This is a genomic window from uncultured Sphingomonas sp., from assembly GCF_913062585.1.
Taxonomy (GTDB): Bacteria; Pseudomonadota; Alphaproteobacteria; order Sphingomonadales; family Sphingomonadaceae; genus Sphingomonas.
The window spans coordinates 1-15,937 of sequence record NZ_CAJXWX010000014.1; the positions used below are offsets into that span (position 1 = coordinate 1).

General features: G+C 67.0%; 13 protein-coding genes and 2 tRNA genes. 9 read left to right on the top strand and 6 right to left on the bottom strand.

Annotated elements, in window-relative coordinates:
- Positions 1-225: 225 nt before the first annotated feature.
- From QZ546_RS10610 to QZ546_RS10620, 3 genes are read right to left on the bottom strand one after another with little or no spacing between them, the layout of a single operon-like run.
- The gene (locus QZ546_RS10610; protein WP_294237219.1) at positions 226-690 is read right to left on the bottom strand and encodes a RidA family protein; all 465 of its coding nucleotides are present in this window, start codon (positions 688-690) and stop codon (positions 226-228) included.
- Positions 691-736: 46 nt separating this feature from the next.
- Positions 737-1,363 carry an HAD family hydrolase gene (locus tag QZ546_RS10615; protein ID WP_294236963.1) on the bottom strand — a complete coding sequence of 209 codons (627 nt, stop codon included), beginning with the start codon at positions 1,361-1,363 and terminating at the stop codon, positions 737-739.
- Positions 1,360-1,632 (bottom strand): DUF3572 domain-containing protein, encoded by a 273-nt coding sequence (locus QZ546_RS10620; RefSeq protein ID WP_294236966.1) that lies wholly within the window; start codon positions 1,630-1,632, stop codon positions 1,360-1,362. The genes QZ546_RS10615 and QZ546_RS10620 overlap by 4 nt, the downstream gene beginning before the upstream one ends.
- Before the next feature lie 35 nt (positions 1,633-1,667).
- Between QZ546_RS10620 and QZ546_RS10625 the strand changes: the two genes are divergently transcribed.
- Positions 1,668-2,030: a response regulator gene (locus QZ546_RS10625; RefSeq protein WP_294236969.1), complete on the top strand. Its 363-nt coding sequence runs from the start codon at positions 1,668-1,670 to the stop codon at positions 2,028-2,030.
- 724 nt (positions 2,031-2,754) lie between these two features.
- On the opposite strand, the gene QZ546_RS10630 is transcribed toward QZ546_RS10625, so the two are convergent.
- Both QZ546_RS10630 and QZ546_RS10635 read right to left on the bottom strand, forming a co-directional pair.
- The gene (locus QZ546_RS10630; RefSeq protein WP_294236972.1) at positions 2,755-3,450 is read right to left on the bottom strand and encodes an RlmE family RNA methyltransferase; all 696 of its coding nucleotides are present in this window, start codon (positions 3,448-3,450) and stop codon (positions 2,755-2,757) included.
- Positions 3,447-4,493 (bottom strand): Ppx/GppA phosphatase family protein, encoded by a 1,047-nt coding sequence (locus QZ546_RS10635; protein ID WP_294236975.1) that lies wholly within the window; start codon positions 4,491-4,493, stop codon positions 3,447-3,449. The genes QZ546_RS10630 and QZ546_RS10635 overlap by 4 nt, the downstream gene beginning before the upstream one ends.
- 170 nt (positions 4,494-4,663) lie before the next feature.
- Here QZ546_RS10635 and QZ546_RS10640 point away from each other — a divergent pair.
- A tRNA-Gln gene (locus QZ546_RS10640) sits at positions 4,664-4,737 on the top strand.
- Positions 4,738-5,113: 376 nt separating this feature from the next.
- On the opposite strand, the gene QZ546_RS10645 is transcribed toward QZ546_RS10640, so the two are convergent.
- Positions 5,114-5,200 (bottom strand) — tRNA-Leu (locus QZ546_RS10645).
- 104 nt (positions 5,201-5,304) lie between these two features.
- Between QZ546_RS10645 and QZ546_RS10650 the strand changes: the two genes are divergently transcribed.
- From QZ546_RS10650 to QZ546_RS10680, 7 genes are all read left to right on the top strand, one after another.
- Complete coding sequence (locus QZ546_RS10650; RefSeq protein ID WP_294236977.1) at positions 5,305-6,237, top strand: complex I NDUFA9 subunit family protein; 933 nt, start codon at positions 5,305-5,307, stop codon at positions 6,235-6,237.
- Between the two features lie 85 nt (positions 6,238-6,322).
- A complete protein-coding gene (locus QZ546_RS10655) occupies positions 6,323-7,132 on the top strand; it encodes an undecaprenyl-diphosphate phosphatase (RefSeq protein ID WP_294236979.1) in 810 nt (269 codons plus the stop codon).
- Between the two features lie 153 nt (positions 7,133-7,285).
- Positions 7,286-8,737 carry an NAD(P)-dependent oxidoreductase gene (locus QZ546_RS10660; protein ID WP_294236981.1) on the top strand — a complete coding sequence of 484 codons (1,452 nt, stop codon included), beginning with the start codon at positions 7,286-7,288 and terminating at the stop codon, positions 8,735-8,737.
- Between the two features lie 41 nt (positions 8,738-8,778).
- The gene (gene gltB, locus QZ546_RS10665) at positions 8,779-13,296 is read left to right on the top strand and encodes a glutamate synthase large subunit (protein WP_294236984.1); all 4,518 of its coding nucleotides are present in this window, start codon (positions 8,779-8,781) and stop codon (positions 13,294-13,296) included.
- 370 nt (positions 13,297-13,666) lie between these two features.
- Entirely contained in the window at positions 13,667-14,746 is a 1,080-nt protein-coding gene (locus QZ546_RS10670; RefSeq protein ID WP_294236987.1) for an AI-2E family transporter, read from the top strand.
- Between the two features lie 140 nt (positions 14,747-14,886).
- Positions 14,887-15,459, top strand: coding sequence for an OmpA family protein (locus QZ546_RS10675; RefSeq protein ID WP_294236989.1), 573 nt, complete (start codon positions 14,887-14,889; stop codon positions 15,457-15,459).
- A gap of 56 nt (positions 15,460-15,515) precedes the next feature.
- Positions 15,516-15,866 carry a hypothetical protein gene (locus QZ546_RS10680; protein WP_294236992.1) on the top strand — a complete coding sequence of 117 codons (351 nt, stop codon included), beginning with the start codon at positions 15,516-15,518 and terminating at the stop codon, positions 15,864-15,866.
- Positions 15,867-15,937 lie beyond the last annotated feature (71 nt).

Sequence of the window (15,937 nt, forward strand, 5' to 3'; positions counted from 1 at the left end):
TAATGATACGGCGACCACCGAGATCTACACCTCTCTATTCGTCGGCAGCGTCAGATGTGTATAAGAGACAGCCCCCATCCCCTCCCGCTTGCGGGAGGGGCGTGCTTGGTGGCAGCGACAGGCCACCGTCGCGATGGTGGGAAACGCTCTTCCGGTAACGCACCCCTCCCGCAAGCGGGAGGGGATGGGGGAGGGCAGGGCCGCAAGGGCCGCCGCCCGAGAGGATCACCCCAACTGAACGATCGCATCCACCTCGACCGCCGCACCGAGCGGCAGCACCGGCACGCCGACCGCCGAGCGCGCATGACGCCCGGCATCGCCGAACAGCGACACCATCAGCTCCGACGCGCCATTGGCGACCTTGGGCTGGTCGGTGAAGTCACCGGCCGAGTTCACGAACACGCCCAGCTTCACGATCCGCTTCACGCGGGCGAGGTCGCCGCCCAGATATTTCTTGATCTGCGCGACCAGCATCAGGCCGCACGCCTGCGCCGCCTTCTGCCCATCCTCCAGCGAGACGCCGTCGCCCAGCCGCCCGGTGACGAGCTGGCCGTCGATAAAGGGCAGCTGCCCCGAAATGTGGAGAAGCCCGCCCGCCTCGACGACGGGGACATAGGCGGCGACGGGGGCGGCAGCCTCCGGCAGGGTGAGGCCGAGCTGCTCGAGCGCGCGATCGATATGCGTGGTCATGGCGCGAGACATGGCGCGCCCGCCCCGTTTCCGTCAAGCCGTCGGATCAGGCGTCGGCAAGCTGCCCTTCGGCAAAGCGGGCGGCGATCCAGCGTTCCGCCATCCGCCAGTCGTCGATCCGGGCATGGGCATCGGGCGCGGGCGGCACATGCGGTGCCATTTCCGGCTCCGATACCATGTGCAGCCGGTGGACCTGCGGCGCATGTTCGGCGACCGAGGCGTGATGCTGCGGGAGGTCGTCGACGAAGACGGTGACGGGGTTGCCGTGCTCGGCGACCAGCTTCGCCACCGGCTCGCCCTTGCCGCCCGAATTGCACTGGACGCGGTGATGGATGCCGAATCGCGCCAGCTGCTCGATGCGCGGGCTGCGGCATTCCTCGATCAGATTGGTCAGGATGACGATGTCGGCGGTTTCGGCCAGCACTCCCAGCGCTTCGGCGGCATGGGGAACGAGCGTCTGGCGCTCCATCTGGCCGGGGAAGAAGCCGTGGAGCAGGTCCCAGGTCTCGGCATGGCTCAATTCCGGCCCGCCGCTCCGCCGGGTCATCGCGCCGAAAAAGTCATGCCGGTCGAGCGCGAAGTCGATGTCGTGCGATTCGTCCAGCCAGGTGCGGAAATGGCGGACCATATGGACGAGCACCTCGTCGCAGTCGCAGATCAGCAGCGGCTTCATGCGGCCTCCAGCGTCCGGCGCGCGGCGACCAGCGCCTCGGGGCGGACGCCCAGCGAATCGGCGCATTCGATCAGGTCGGCCTCATGCCCCTCCAGGAACGACAGGATCGCGGCCAGCACGCCCGGCTCGCCCGCCCCGCCGCGCAGTTCCTCGACCGACAGGCCGGTCAGCGCCAGCAGCCGCTCGGCCCGCGACGGGCTTTGCAGCGTCCAGACCAGTGCCTGAAGCGCCAGCGGCATCGCGCGCTCGATTGTATCCGGTCCGGGCATTGCCTATCGTCCCCTCGCTAAATGGTGGAGCCCGCGTGACAAGAAAGGTGCTCGTTGTCGAGGACAACGAACTCAATCTGAAACTCTTCTGCGACCTGCTGCGCGCCCACGGCTTCATCGCCGAGCCGGTGCGCGACGGGCGCGAGGCCGTCGCGCGCGCGCGCGAGGTGCAGCCCGACCTGATCATCATGGACATCCAGATGCCGCATGTGACCGGATACGAGCTGATCCTGGAGCTGAAGGCCGACGAGGACCTGCGCCGCATCCCGGTGATGGCGGTGACCGCTTATGCCGGCCGCGACGACGAGGACCGGATCCGCGCGGCGGGGGCGGATTCCTATGTGTCCAAGCCGATTAGTCTGATGCGCTTCATGGAGGCGGTGAACGGTTTGTTGTGAGGGGCCCCCACTGCGCCTGTCTCACTCCCACCGCCCGTTCGCACTGAGCGAAGTCGAAGTGCACGCCCCGAACCTATGCCGCGCGCGTCATCCCATGGCCTTCGACTTCGCTCAGGCTGAACGGGGGGTGGGGCGAGCAAAATGCCCGCTATGGTGGTTAGCGGGCATAAAGCGGCCGACGAACAACCGTGCCCAAGATTGCCAATAGAATTACAAGGACTGCACATGAGATAATGTACGGTCTTGGATGTGACGAGTTCGTCAAGAAGCCGATCACCATGTACGAAATTGCCAAGCTTAGAGGCGGGAGAACGCGAGAGCGGGTGAGGATTAAAGACGAAAGGCTGCCCACGGAGCCTAAAGCAAAGATAGCGCGCAATGTTGGGATTTTTCCGTCATTGAACGGCCAGACATTTGTGAGCTCGAACGCCAACCAGCCGGCAAAGAGGAGCGCGAGGGCTAAAGCGATGCAGATCAGGCGCGCCATGCCCCACTTTGCCCTCAGTGCGATAAGTCCGCAACTGGGCGATTGTGTTGAAAAACTCCACCGGGGATCGACCATCGTCGATGGTGCACAATTATGCTGTGCCAACGACAATGTCACCGCAGTTAGATTGCGCTTCGCGGCCGTTCGATAATCGATAGTTTTGCTGTGGGGCTCACCATCCGGACCGCGGGAGTTTTTCAACACAATCGGGCGAAAGCGGACCCCGCCGCCCCACCCTCAGTCCTCCGAATCATCCTCGACCACCGCCGCCTTCCGCCCCTTGAACCCCTGCGCCACGACGAACCATTCCACCGAGCCCTTGCGGCTCGACGGCGGCTTGGCGTGCTTCACGGTCGCGAAGTGGCGCTTCATTTCGGCGACGAGTTGCGAGTCGGCGCCACCCGCGAACACCTTCGACACGAACACCCCGCCGGGCGCCAGCACGTCGCAGGCAAAGGCGAAGGCCGTCTCGACCAGGCCCATGGTGCGCAAAGCATCGGTCTGCGGATGGCCGACGGTGTTGGCCGCCATGTCCGACATCACCAGATCGGGCGTCCCCCCCAGCGCTTCCATCAGCTTGCCCGGCGCGGCATCGTCCATGAAGTCCATCTCGAAGATGGTGACGCCGTCGATCGGGTCGACCGGCAACAGGTCGATGCCGACCACGCTGGCGTTGGGCAGCTTGCGTCGCACCACCTGGCTCCAGCCGCCCGGCGCGATGCCGAGGTCGATGATCCGCTTCTTGCCGCGCAGGAAGCCGAATCGTTCGTCCAGTTCGATCAGCTTGTACGCCGCACGGCTGCGATACCCCTCCGCCTTGGCACGGCGGACATAGGGGTCGTTCAGCTGGCGCTCGAGCCAGCGGGTCGATTGGGCGGTCCGCTTCCGGGCGGTGCGCACGCGCTGGTGCAGCCCTGCATTGCCTCTGCTCACGGTCTGGCGATTCCCATCAAACGGCGCAGGATTCCCTCGCGAATCCCACGGTCGGCGATCCCTAGCCGCTCGGCGGGCCAGAGGTCCAATATCGTCTCCAGGATGGCGCAGCCCGCCACCACCAGATCGGCGCGTTCGGGGCCGATGCACGCCACCTTGCCGCGCGCGGCCAGGCTCTTCTTCGACAGGTCGGCGCTGATCTCGCGCATCGCGGAGGTCGGCACGATCAGCCCGTCGACCGCGTTACGGTCATAATGGCTGAGCCCCAGATGCACGCTGCCCAGCGTCGTCACCGTGCCGCTGGTGCCGAGTAGCCGCGGCCGCTTCAGATTCTTCGGCAGCCGCGCGGCGAAATCGGCGAAGCTGTCCGCAACGATCCCGCGCATCCGCCCATAGGCGGCCAGTCGCCCCGCCTCGCCCTCGCCGCCGCCCGCGCTTTCGGTCAGCGAGACGACGCCCCAGGGCGCCGAATGCCAGTCGAGGATACGCGGCACTGCCCCGCGCGTGTCGACCAGCACCAGTTCGGTCGACCCGCCGCCGATGTCGAAGACCAGGGCCGGATCCTCGCCCGGCTCGATCAGCGCGTGGCAGCCGAGCACCGCCAGCCGCGCCTCTTCCTCGGCGGAGATGATGTCCAGATGGATGCCCGTCTCCGCCAGCGCGCGCGCGATGAAGGCCGGGCCGTTGGCGGCGCGGCGGCACGCCTCGGTCGCAACCGCGCGTGACAAGGTGACGTTGCGGCGCTTCAGTTTGTCGGCGCAGACGCGAAGCGCGGCGATGGTCCGGTCGATCGCCGCGTCGGACAGCCGGCCGGTCGTCGCCAGCCCTTCGCCTAGCCGTACGATCCGCGAAAAGGCGTCGACGACGGCAAAGCCGCCGCCCTGCGGCCGCGCGATCAGCAGGCGGCAATTATTGGTGCCCAGGTCGAGCGCGGCATAGGCCTGCGCATCCGACCACCGGCCACGCTGGGGCCGGGGAGGCGGTGCCGAACGGGCAGGGGGCTTGGCCTGCCGGTACGGCCTTCGGGTGGGAACATCCCCCATCGCCGTATCTCGCTTATTCTGTTCTATCCGTCACGAACATGAGCGTTCGCCGGTGCTTGGTCCCCAAGGTAGCGAGTCGGCACCGCCGCGACAAGACGGGTGGAGCCCCAAGCCCCGCAAATCGGGTTGACATCCCCGATTCGCCCGCCTAGAGGCACGCCCCTGTCCGATGCCCCGTCGTCTAAAGGTAAGACCACGGACTCTGACTCCGTTAATTGAGGTTCGAATCCTCACGGGGCATCCAGATCCTTCCGAAAAATCCAGATCGCATCTTGCTCTGATCCAGGGCAGCCGATCCGTGCGTCGGTCAGATGGTGCGGCATTGTTCCCGCGGGTCGCTATCGTATCTAGGGATCGCGATCCGGGCCGAATGAAAGCCGGGAGCGAAAATCGGTTCGCCACGGGCAAGCCGTCTTCCGCGAGAGCCGCTATGGCGATCCTGCCCCCCATAAGAATTTGTGACCCGGTCGACGCGCGCTGCCAAGACGATGCGCCTGCGTGATTCGACAAAGGACAGGACCTGCGCAGTCCTTGGGCCGTGTTCCGAAAGCAACGCGACAAACACGTGTCGGCGGCTGTCTTTCGACAGCCGCCTCACATTTTCCACCAATGTTGGAAAGTGGTGCCCAGAAGAGGACTCGAACCTCCACGACCTTGCGATCGCCAGCACCTGAAGCTGGTGCGTCTACCAATTCCGCCATCTGGGCACGGGGTAGGCCCGCGCCTTTAGGGTAGGGTTCGAATCCTTGTCAACGGCTTTTTTGCGGGGCAAAGGGGCGGGGCACAAAAAATTTGGCGAATAAGGACGGGCATGACGAACAAGCTGGTGACGTTGATCGGCGGCGGGGGGTTCCTGGGTCGCTATGTCGCACGCGAACTGATGCGCGATGGAACCCGGGTGCGGGTGGCGCAGCGCGATCCGCGCCAGGCCTATTTCCTGCGCACCCAGGGCGGGCTGGGCCAGACCCAGTTCGTCGCCGTCGATATCGCCCGGCCGGATACGGTCGCGCGCGCGGTCGAGGGCGCGGATGCGGTCGTCAATCTGGTCGGCGTGATGGGCGGCAATATGCAGGCCATCCATGTCGAGGGCGCGCGCACCGTGGCCGAGGCGGCGTACAAGGCGGGCGCGCAGGCGCTGGTCCATGTCTCGGCGATCGGCGCGGACGAGCATGGCGCGGCCGCCTATGCGCGGTCCAAGGGGCAGGGTGAGGCCGCCGTGCGCCAGGCCTTTCCGAACGCCACCATCCTGCGCCCCTCGATCGTGTTCGGGCGCGAGGATCAGTTCGTGAACCGGTTCGCGGGTATGGTCTCGGCGCCGATCGTGCCGATCCTGCGCCCGGGCGTGAAATTCCAGCCGGTGTTCGCCGGCGATGTCGGCGAGGCGGTGGCGAATGCGCTGCGCGATCCCGAATCGCATGGCGGCAAGACCTATGAGCTGGGCGGGCCGGACGTGATTTCGATGGGCGAGCTGGTCCGCTGGATCGCCAAGACGCTGGGTCGCAAGCCGAACTTCGTCGAGCTGCCGGACGTTGCGGGCGCGCTGCTCGCCCGGCTGCCGGGCTCGCCGATCAGCCGGGACCAGTGGCTGATGCTGCAGGCGGACAATGTCGTGTCCGCCGGTCAGCCGGGCCTGGCCGAGCTGGGCGTGACGGCGGAGCCGCTGGCGACCGTGGCGCCCGAATATCTGATCCGTTTCCGCAAGGCGGGTCGGTTCGGGCGACGGGCCGAGACGCTGGCGGCCTGAACCGTCCCACCTTAACAGTCTTTATCATTTCGCTGACAGCCCCGTCGCCTTATGGCGGCGGGGCTTTATTGCTGGGGGACCCCTCGTGAACGACCTGATAGCCGCCATCATCCTCGGGATCGTCGAGGGTGTCACCGAATTCCTGCCGGTGTCCTCCACCGGCCACCTCATCCTGGCGGGCGCGCTGCTCGGCTATGACGATGCGCGGTGGCAGATGTTCAACATCGTCATCCAGCTGGGCGCGATCCTGGCGGTCGTCGTCCTCTACTGGCGGACCTTCTGGACGGTCATGGTGGGGCTCGCCAAGGGTGATCCCGGCTCGATCCGCTTCGTGCGCAACCTGCTGATCGCCTTCATTCCCGCCGCGGTCATCGGCGTGCTGGCGAAGAAACATATCGAGGCGCTGCTGCTCCAGCCCAAGGTGGTCGCGATCGCGCTGATCGTCGGCGGCATCGCGATCCTGGTGATCGAGCGGCTGGTCAAGCCCGGCAATACGCGCGGCATCGCGGCGGTCCCGGCGAAGACCGCGCTGGGCGTCGGTTTCCTTCAGTGCCTGGCGATGATCCCGGGCGTCAGCCGTTCGGGCGCGACGATCCTGGGTGCGCTGACCCTGGGGGTCGAGCGGCGCACGGCGGCCGAGTTCAGCTTCTTCCTCGCCATCCCCACCATGCTGGGCGCGAGCGTGGTCGAGACGGCGGGACATCTCGACCAGATGCGGGCTGGGAACAGCGTCGGGCCGCTGGAGATCGCGATCGGCTTCGTCGTGGCGTTCATCGTCGCCTTGCTGGTCGTGCGCTGGTTCGTCGGGATCGTCGGCAAGCATGGCTTCGGGCCCTTTGCCTGGTATCGAATCGTCGCGGGCAGCATCGCTCTCGCCCTGCTGACGCTGCATTGATGCCGAAGCGGCCCTAGTTTATTGCGTTCCACTCGCAATAAGGGGGTGGCTGGTCCAAAATGCTAGTTAAATAGGGCATATAGACTGTCTCATATGTCGATTTGCCGGTGACATAGGGTCGTTCGCGCAATATCCGCATCTTCGGAGGCGCATATGGCGAACGATTCTATGCTGAAGTTTGTAGGCCGTGATCAGGCTTATCCTGCGAAGCGGGCTGCGACGGTTCGTGCGGAGGATTTCCGCGAGATCGCCGAACGCTATGCGCCCCCGGCGGCGGAGGATCAGGCCGGGCGCTGCTCGCAATGCGGCGTACCTTACTGCTCGGTCCATTGCCCGCTGCACAACCATATCCCCGACTGGCTGCGCCTGACGGCCGAGGGGCGGCTCCGCGAAGCCTATGAACTCTCGAACAGCACCTCGACCATGCCCGAGATCTGCGGCCGCATCTGCCCGCAGGACCGGCTGTGCGAGGGCAATTGCGTCATCGAATTTTCGGGCCACGGCGCGGTCACGATCGGCTCGGTCGAGAAGTTCATCACCGACACCGCCTGGGAAGAGGGCTGGGTCGAGCCGCTGGTGCCCGGACCCGCGCGCGGCCAGTCGGTCGCGGTGATCGGCGCGGGGCCTGCCGGCCTGACCGCGGCCGAATATCTGCGCGTGTCGGGTTATGAGGTCCATGTCTATGACCGGCACGACCGGGCGGGCGGGCTGCTGACCTATGGCATCCCCGGCTTCAAGCTGGAAAAGCCCGTCGTCATGCGCCGGGTCGAGCGGCTGAAGGCGGGCGGCATCGTCTTCCATGAGGGCTTCTCGGTCGGTGAGGACGCGACGCTGGAGGAGCTGCGCCGCCGTCATGACGCGGTGCTGATCGCGACCGGCGTGTACAAGGCGCGCAATGTCGATGTGGACGGTGCGGGCGCGAACGGCGTGATCGCCGCGCTCGACTATCTGACCGCGTCCAACCGCAAGAGCTTCGGCGATACGGTCGAGGCGTTCGAGAATGGCTCGCTCAACGCCGAGGGCAAGAATGTCGTCGTGATCGGCGGTGGCGACACCGCGATGGACTGTGTCCGCACCGCGATCCGCCAGGGCGCCAAGTCGGTGAAGTGCCTCTATCGCCGTGACCGCGCCAACATGCCGGGCTCGCAGCGCGAAGTCGCCAATGCCGAGGAAGAGGGCGCCGAGTTCGTCTGGCTCTCCGCCCCGCTCGGCTTCGAGGGTGGCGAGACGGTGACGGGCGTGCGCGCGGCCAAGATGCGCCTGGGTGCCCCCGACGCCAGCGGCCGCCGCGCGCCGGAGGCCGAGCCGGGTGCCGACCATCTGCTGGAAGCGGACATGGTCATCAAGGCGCTGGGCTTCGATGCCGAGGATCTGCCCAGCCTGTTCGGCACCGCCGAACTGGGCGTCAGCCGCTGGGGCACGGTGCTGGTCGATGGCCGCACGCTGATGACCAGCCTGGACGGCGTGTTCGCGGCGGGCGACATCGTGCGCGGCGCCTCGCTGGTCGTCTGGGCGATCCGCGACGGCCGCGACGTGGCGCAGGCGATGCACAAGTGGCTGAAGGCGCGGGCGAAGACCGCCGCGCGCGAGAAGGTGGCAGCATGATGCGCGACGCCACGATGCAGGACGTTCCAGCAGGACAAGACATGATGACCGACCAGCGCCAATATCTCGCCGAGCATGGCATGTACCGCCCCGAGTTCGAGGGCGATGCGTGCGGCGTCGGCATGGTCGCGGCCACCGATGGCCGGCCCTCGCGCCGGGTCGTCCAGTCGGCGATCGACGCGCTGAAGGCCGTATGGCATCGCGGCGCGGTCGATGCGGACGGCAAGACCGGTGATGGCGCAGGGCTCCATGTCGACCTGCCGCACCGCTTCTTCGACGATGCGATCGCCGCATCGGGGCACAAGGTGCTGCCCAACCGCCTGGCGGTCGGCATGATCTTCATGCCGCGCACCGATCTGGGCGCGCAGGAGACCTGCCGCACCATCGTCGAGAGCGTCATCATCGAGGCGGGCTATACCATCTATGGCTGGCGCCAGGTGCCGGTCGACGTGTCGGTCATCGGCCTGAAGGCGCAGGCGACCCGGCCCGAGATCGAGCAGATCATGATCGCCGGGCCGATGCCCGACGAGGTCGACGCGGCCGAGTTCGAGAAGAATCTGTACCTGATCCGCCGTCGCATCGAAAAGCGGGTGATCGCGGCGCAGATCAGCGGCTTCTATATCTGTTCGCTGTCCTGCCGCTCGATCATCTACAAGGGGCTGTTCCTCGCCGAGAGCCTGTCGGTCTTCTATCCCGACCTGCAGGACCACCGGTTCGAGAGCCGCGTCGCGATCTTCCACCAGCGTTATTCGACCAACACCTTCCCGCAATGGTGGCTGGCGCAGCCCTTTCGCTGCCTGGCGCATAACGGGGAGATCAACACGATCCGTGGCAACAAGAACTGGATGCTCAGCCACGAGATCCGCATGGCCTCGATCGCGTTCGGCGACAATTCGGAGGACATCAAGCCGGTGATACCGGCGGGCGCGTCCGATACCGCCGCGCTGGATGCCGTGTTCGAGGCGATCTGCCGCTCCGGCCGCGACGCGCCGACCGCCAAGCTGATGCTGGTGCCCGAGGCGTGGCAGAAGGACCTCGACGCGCCCAAGGCGCATGCCGACATGTACCAGTATCTCGCCTCCGTCATGGAGCCGTGGGACGGTCCCGCCGCGCTCGCCATGACCGATGGCCGCTGGGCGGTGGCGGGCATGGACCGCAACGCGCTGCGTCCGCTACGCTATACGCTGACCGCCGACGGCCTGCTGATCGTGGGTTCGGAGAGCGGCATGGTCGTGGTGCCGGAATCGACCGTCACCGCCAAGGGCCGTCTGGGGCCGGGGCAGATGATCGCGGTCGATCTGGCGCAGGGCAAGCTGTACGACGACCGCGCGATCAAGGACAAGATCTCGGGCGAGCAGGACTATGCCGCGATGATCGGCGAGTTCCTGACCATGGACCAGCTGCCCCAGCCTTCCGAGGAAGAAGCGCTGGTGCGGATGCCGCGCGCGGAAATGCTGCGCCGCCAGGTCGCCGCCGGCCAGACCATGGAGGATATGGAGCTGATCCTGTCGCCCATGGCCGAGGGCGGCAAGGAAGCGATCGGATCGATGGGTGACGACACGCCGCTGGCCGTCATCTCCGACAAGCCGCGCCTGATCAGCCAGTTCTTCCGCCAGAATTTCAGCCAGGTGACGAACCCACCGATCGACTCGCTTCGCGAGCGCTATGTGATGTCGCTCAAGACCCGGTTCGGCAATCTCGCCAACATCCTCGACACCGAGGATCGGCGTGAGCGCGTGCTGGTCCTGCCGTCCCCGGTCCTGACCGGCGCGGACTGGCACCGCCTGAAGACGCATTTCGGACGTTCGGCCGCCGAGATCGACTGCACCTTCGAGGCGGATGGCGGCCCAGACCGTCTGCGCGCCGCGATCCAGCGTATCCGCAACCAGGCCGAACAGGCGGTGCGTGAGGGCCGGTCGGAGCTGTTCCTGACCGACGAGCATGTCTCCGAGGGCCGCGTCGCGATCGCGGGCGTGCTGGCGGCGGCGGCGGTGCACACGCATCTCGTCCGGCGGGGCCTGCGCAGCTATGCGTCGATCAACGTCCGCTCGGCCGAGTGCCTCGACACCCATTATTATGCGGTGCTGATCGGCGTCGGTGCGACCACGGTGAACGCCTATCTGGCCGAGGCTGCGATCGTCGACCGTCATGGCCGTGGGCTGTTCGGCGACCTGACCATCGACCAGTGCCTGACCAACCATCGTACCGCGATCGAGGACGGGCTGCTCAAGATCATGGCCAAAATGGGGATCGCGGTGATCTCCAGCTATCGCGGCGGCTATAATTTCGAGGCGGTCGGCCTGTCGCGCGCGCTGGTCAACGACCTGTTCCCCGGTATGCCCGCCAAGATTTCGGGCGAGGGCTACAACTCGCTCCATTACTCGGCGATGCTGCGCCACGAAGCGGCCTGGGACCAGCATGTCGCGACGCTGCCGATCGGCGGCTTCTATCGCCAGCGCGACGGTGGCGAGACCCATGCCTATTCGGCGCAGCTGATGCACCTGCTCCAGACGGCGGTGGCGACCGACAGCTATTCGACCTATCTGCAATTCGCACGCGGGGTCGGCGACCTGCCGCCGGTCTATTTGCGCGACCTGCTCCAGTTCAACTTCCCGAACGAGGGCGTGCCCGTCGATCAGGTCGAGGCGATCACCGAAATCCGCAAGCGCTTCGTGACGCCGGGCATGTCGCTGGGCGCGCTGTCGCCGGAAGCGCATGAGACGCTAGCGATCGCGATGAACCGGATCGGCGCCAAGGCCGTGTCGGGCGAGGGCGGCGAGGACAAGCTGCGCTATCAGCCCTATGACAATGGCGACAACGCCAACTCGACGATCAAGCAGATCGCGTCGGGTCGTTTCGGCGTGACGGCGGAATATCTGAACGCCTGTGACGAGATCGAGATCAAGGTCGCCCAAGGTGCCAAGCCGGGCGAGGGCGGGCAGCTGCCCGGCTTCAAGGTGACCGAGTTCATCGCCAAGCTGCGCCATGCGACGCCGGGCGTGACGCTGATCTCGCCGCCGCCGCACCACGACATCTACTCGATCGAGGATCTCGCGCAGCTCATCTATGACTGCAAGCAGATCAACCCGCGTGCGCGCGTCTGCGTGAAGCTGGTGTCCTCGGCAGGCATCGGCACGGTCGCGGCGGGCGTGGCCAAGGCCCATGCCGACGTCATCCTGGTGTCGGGCCATGTCGGCGGTACGGGTGCCTCGCCCCAGACCTCGATCAAATATGCCGGCACGCCCTGGGAAATGGGCCTGTCGGAGGTCAACCAGACGCTGACCCTGAACGGTCTGCGCGGGCGCATCCGCCTGCGTGCGGACGGCGGCCTCAAGACCGGGCGCGACATCGTGATCGCGGCGATCCTGGGCGCCGAGGAGTTCGGTATCGGCACGCTCAGCCTCGTCGCGATGGGCTGCATCATGGTGCGCCAGTGCCATAGCAACACCTGCCCGGTCGGCGTCTGCGTGCAGGACGAGCGGCTTCGCGCCAAGTTCACCGGCACGCCGGAAAAGGTCATCAATCTGATGACCTTCATCGCCGAGGAAGTCCGCGACATCCTGGCGCGCCTGGGCGTGCGCTCGCTGGACGAGGTGATCGGGCGGACCGAGTTGCTGCGCCAGGTCAGCCGTGGCGCCGAGCATCTCGACGATCTCGACCTCAACCCGGTGCTGGCCAAGGTCGATGCGACCGATGCCGAGCGGCGGTTCAGCCTGTCGACCTTCCGCAACGAAGTGCCCGACAGCCTGGATGCGCAGATCATCAAGGACGCGGCCGCGGTCTTCTCGCGCGGTGAGAAGATGCAGCTGACCTATTCGGTGCGCAACACGCACCGCGCGGTCGGCACCCGCCTGTCGTCGGAGATCACGCGCAAGTTCGGCATGAGCAAGCTGGCCGACGGGCACGTCACCGTGCGGCTGCGGGGGAGCGCGGGCCAGTCGCTGGGCGCGTTCCTGTGCAAGGGCGTGACGCTGGAAGTGTTCGGCGATGCCAACGACTATGTCGGCAAGGGCCTGTCGGGCGGCACCATCATCGTGCGCCCGGCGGTCAGCTCGCCGCTGGCCAGCCAGAAGAACACGATCATCGGCAACACCGTCCTGTACGGCGCGACCTCCGGCAAGCTGTTCGCGGCGGGCCAGGCGGGCGAGCGCTTCGCGGTCCGCAATTCGGGCGCGACGGTGGTGGTCGAGGGCTGCGGCGCGAATGGCTGCGAATACATGACCGGCGGCACCGCGGTGGTGCTGGGCGAGGTCGGCGCGAACTTCGGTGCGGGCATGACCGGCGGCATGGCGTTCATCTACGACCCCGAGGAACGCTTCCCCCGCCGTGCCAACCCCGAGAATATCGTGTGGCAGCGCATCGCCTCGGCGCATTGGGAAGGTGTTTTGCGTGGCCTGGTCGAGGACCATGCGGCGCGCACCGACAGCAAATGGTCGAAGGGCCTGCTGGAGGACTGGGACCGGGTCGCGGGGCATTTCTGGCAGGTGTGCCCGAAGGAAATGCTGACCCGCTTGGCGCATCCGCTGGACGACTCGGTCGAGGCGGTCGCGGCGGAGTAAGGTGCCCTTTCCTCCCCTGTAAGGGGAGGTGGCAGGTCGAAGACCTGACGGAGGGGTGTCGCGGTTGGTGCGTGAGGGATTTCCTCGCGACCGGCGACACCCCTCCACCAGCTTCGCTGGTCCCCCTCCCCTTGCAGGGGAGGAATTTCTCCTAACCTCCGTTCAGCCTGAGCGAAGTCGAAGGCCAAGGGGCTCCCTTGCCACAGGGATGGGGGAGAGGTTCTGGCGTGGCCTTCGACTGCGATCAGGCTGAACGGAGGGTGGGGCAGCTGGACTTCCGCATGACATCCCCGTCATCCCATGAACCGCCCTCACGGAACCGTTGCGTGACCGTGACGGTTACGCCGCGATGCAGAAAGGGGAGGGGCCAGTGACCATCGACCGCCAGAAAATCGAACGCGGAGGATTCATCCTCTTCCTCGCGCTCATCACCATCGGGTTGATCGCGGTCGTTTCCAGCTTCCTGGTCGCGCTGCTCTGGGCGGCCCTTGCGGCGATCCTGTTCCGGTCGCTGTTCCAGTGGCTGCTCACCAAGACCGGCGGGCGGCGCAATCTGGCGGCCGGGCTGACCATGCTCATCATCACCTTTGCGGTGGTGGTGCCGACCCTGCTGATCGGCAGCATGGTCGTCGACCAGGCCTCCGGCGTCTATCTGAAGATGCGCAGCGGCCAGATCGACTTCGCGCAATATTTCCAGCAGGTGCGCGACGCTTTGCCCCAGCGGCTGCGCCAGGCGATGGACAATTCGGGCATCGGCAGTTTCGAGGGGCTGCAACAGCGCGTCTCGCGCACGCTCAGCAGCAGCGTCAGCCAGATCGCCTCCCAGGCCCTGTCGATCGGCCGCAATGCCTTTGCCTTTGCGCTGGCGTTCGGCGTCGGGCTCTATGTCGCCTTCTTCCTGATCCGTGACGGCGAGCGGCTGGGGCCTGTCTTTGTCCGCGCCTTGCCGCTGGAGCAGGGCGTCGCCGCCCGGCTGGCCGACACCTTCGTCGCGGTGGTGCGCGCGACCATCAAGGGGTCGGTGATCGTCGGGCTGGTGCAGGGCGCGCTGGGGGCGATCACCTTCTGGATCGTCGGCGTGCCCGCCGCGCTGCTCTGGGGCGTGCTGATGGCGATCGCGGCGCTGCTGCCCGCGATCGGCCCGGCGATCATCTGGGGGCCGGTCGCCATCTATCTGCTGGCGACCGGCGCGGTGTGGCAGGGGGCGGTGGTCGTCGCTTCGGGCGTGCTGGTCATCGGTCTTGCCGACAATATCCTGCGCCCTATTCTGGTCGGGCGCGATACCGGCCTGCCCGACTGGATCGTGCTGCTGGCCACGCTGGGCGGGATCGAGCTGCTGGGGCTGAGCGGGATCGTCGTCGGCCCGGTGGTCGCCGCGCTCTTCCTGGCGGGCTGGCGGATCCTGAGCGAGGAGCGCGGCGTCACGCTGCCGCCGGTCGACCCGGCCTGATCCGCCCCTTCGGCCATGCCTGCGCCCCATTATGGGGAGGTGGGGCGCAAAGCCGATTTGCAGTGCAGCAATCGGCTCCCTAAGGTCCGCGCCCGGGCGGGTGGCCGGATCGTGGCCGGGCAGGGGGGAAGCGAATGCGGATGCGATCGGGGACTGGGGCGACGACGATCGCGCTCGCCTTGATGCTGGTCGGGTGCGACAAGGGCGACGGGGTGGTCGCGCGCGCGGCGGGTACGAACGGCGCGACGATCGAGATGCCGGTCCCCGATCCTTCGCCCTCATCCGGCGGCAAGCCCGGCCTGGCCGCCGCATCTCCCCCGGCCGACACGATGCCCGGCGCGATCGCCGCGCATCCGGGGGCGACCCTCGCGACGATCGGCTTTCCGGACGGCGGCGCGGTGCTGAACGGCGCGGCGAAGGCGATGCTCGACCGGCTGGCCAGTGATGCGACGGTCAAGAAGGCCGGCCTGGTCCTGCGGGGCAATTCGGACAGCGAGGGTGATGACGCGGCCAATCGCATCACGTCGCGCAAACGGGCGGAGGCGGTGCGCGACTATCTGGCCCGCAAGGGGCTGTCGCGCGACCGGATGAAGGTCATCGCGCTGGGCGAGACGCGCCCCATTGCCCCCAACGCCAAACCCGACGGCAGCGACGACAAAGCGGGTCGCGCTCGTAACCGCCGGGTGGAGATCGAGTTGCTGCCCGCAGCGTGAGGGCGTGCGTCGAGCGGCGATTGCCGACCCGGCCTTCCCCGTCCTATGGCACGGCCATGGCCAAGGGTGATCGACTGGCGCGGCTCGACGCGCTCCGCGAGGACATGGAACGCGATTATCGCGTGGCACTGATCGCGGCGCTGCGGACGACGGCGGCAGGCAGATGGGGACTGTTCGACCACCGCAAGGACCGGATCGCGCGCGCTGCGGCCCAGCCGATCGTGTCGGCTCTGACCGAGATGGGCGAGGAGATCGACGCGGCCCGCGCCCAGCTGGGCCTGCCGCCATTCGATCTGCATGCCGAATTCCTCGCCTCGCGCGGGCCCGTGGGGCCCGAAGCCGTCGGCGAACCCAAACAGGCGCAGGCCTGGCTGGATCGCCTGGCTGTAACGACGCCCGACGCCTAGGTCGGATCGACATTCGGCCATACCCATCCTTCCCTCGCCCCTCTCTGAGGGGAGAGGGGTGCGCAGACTTA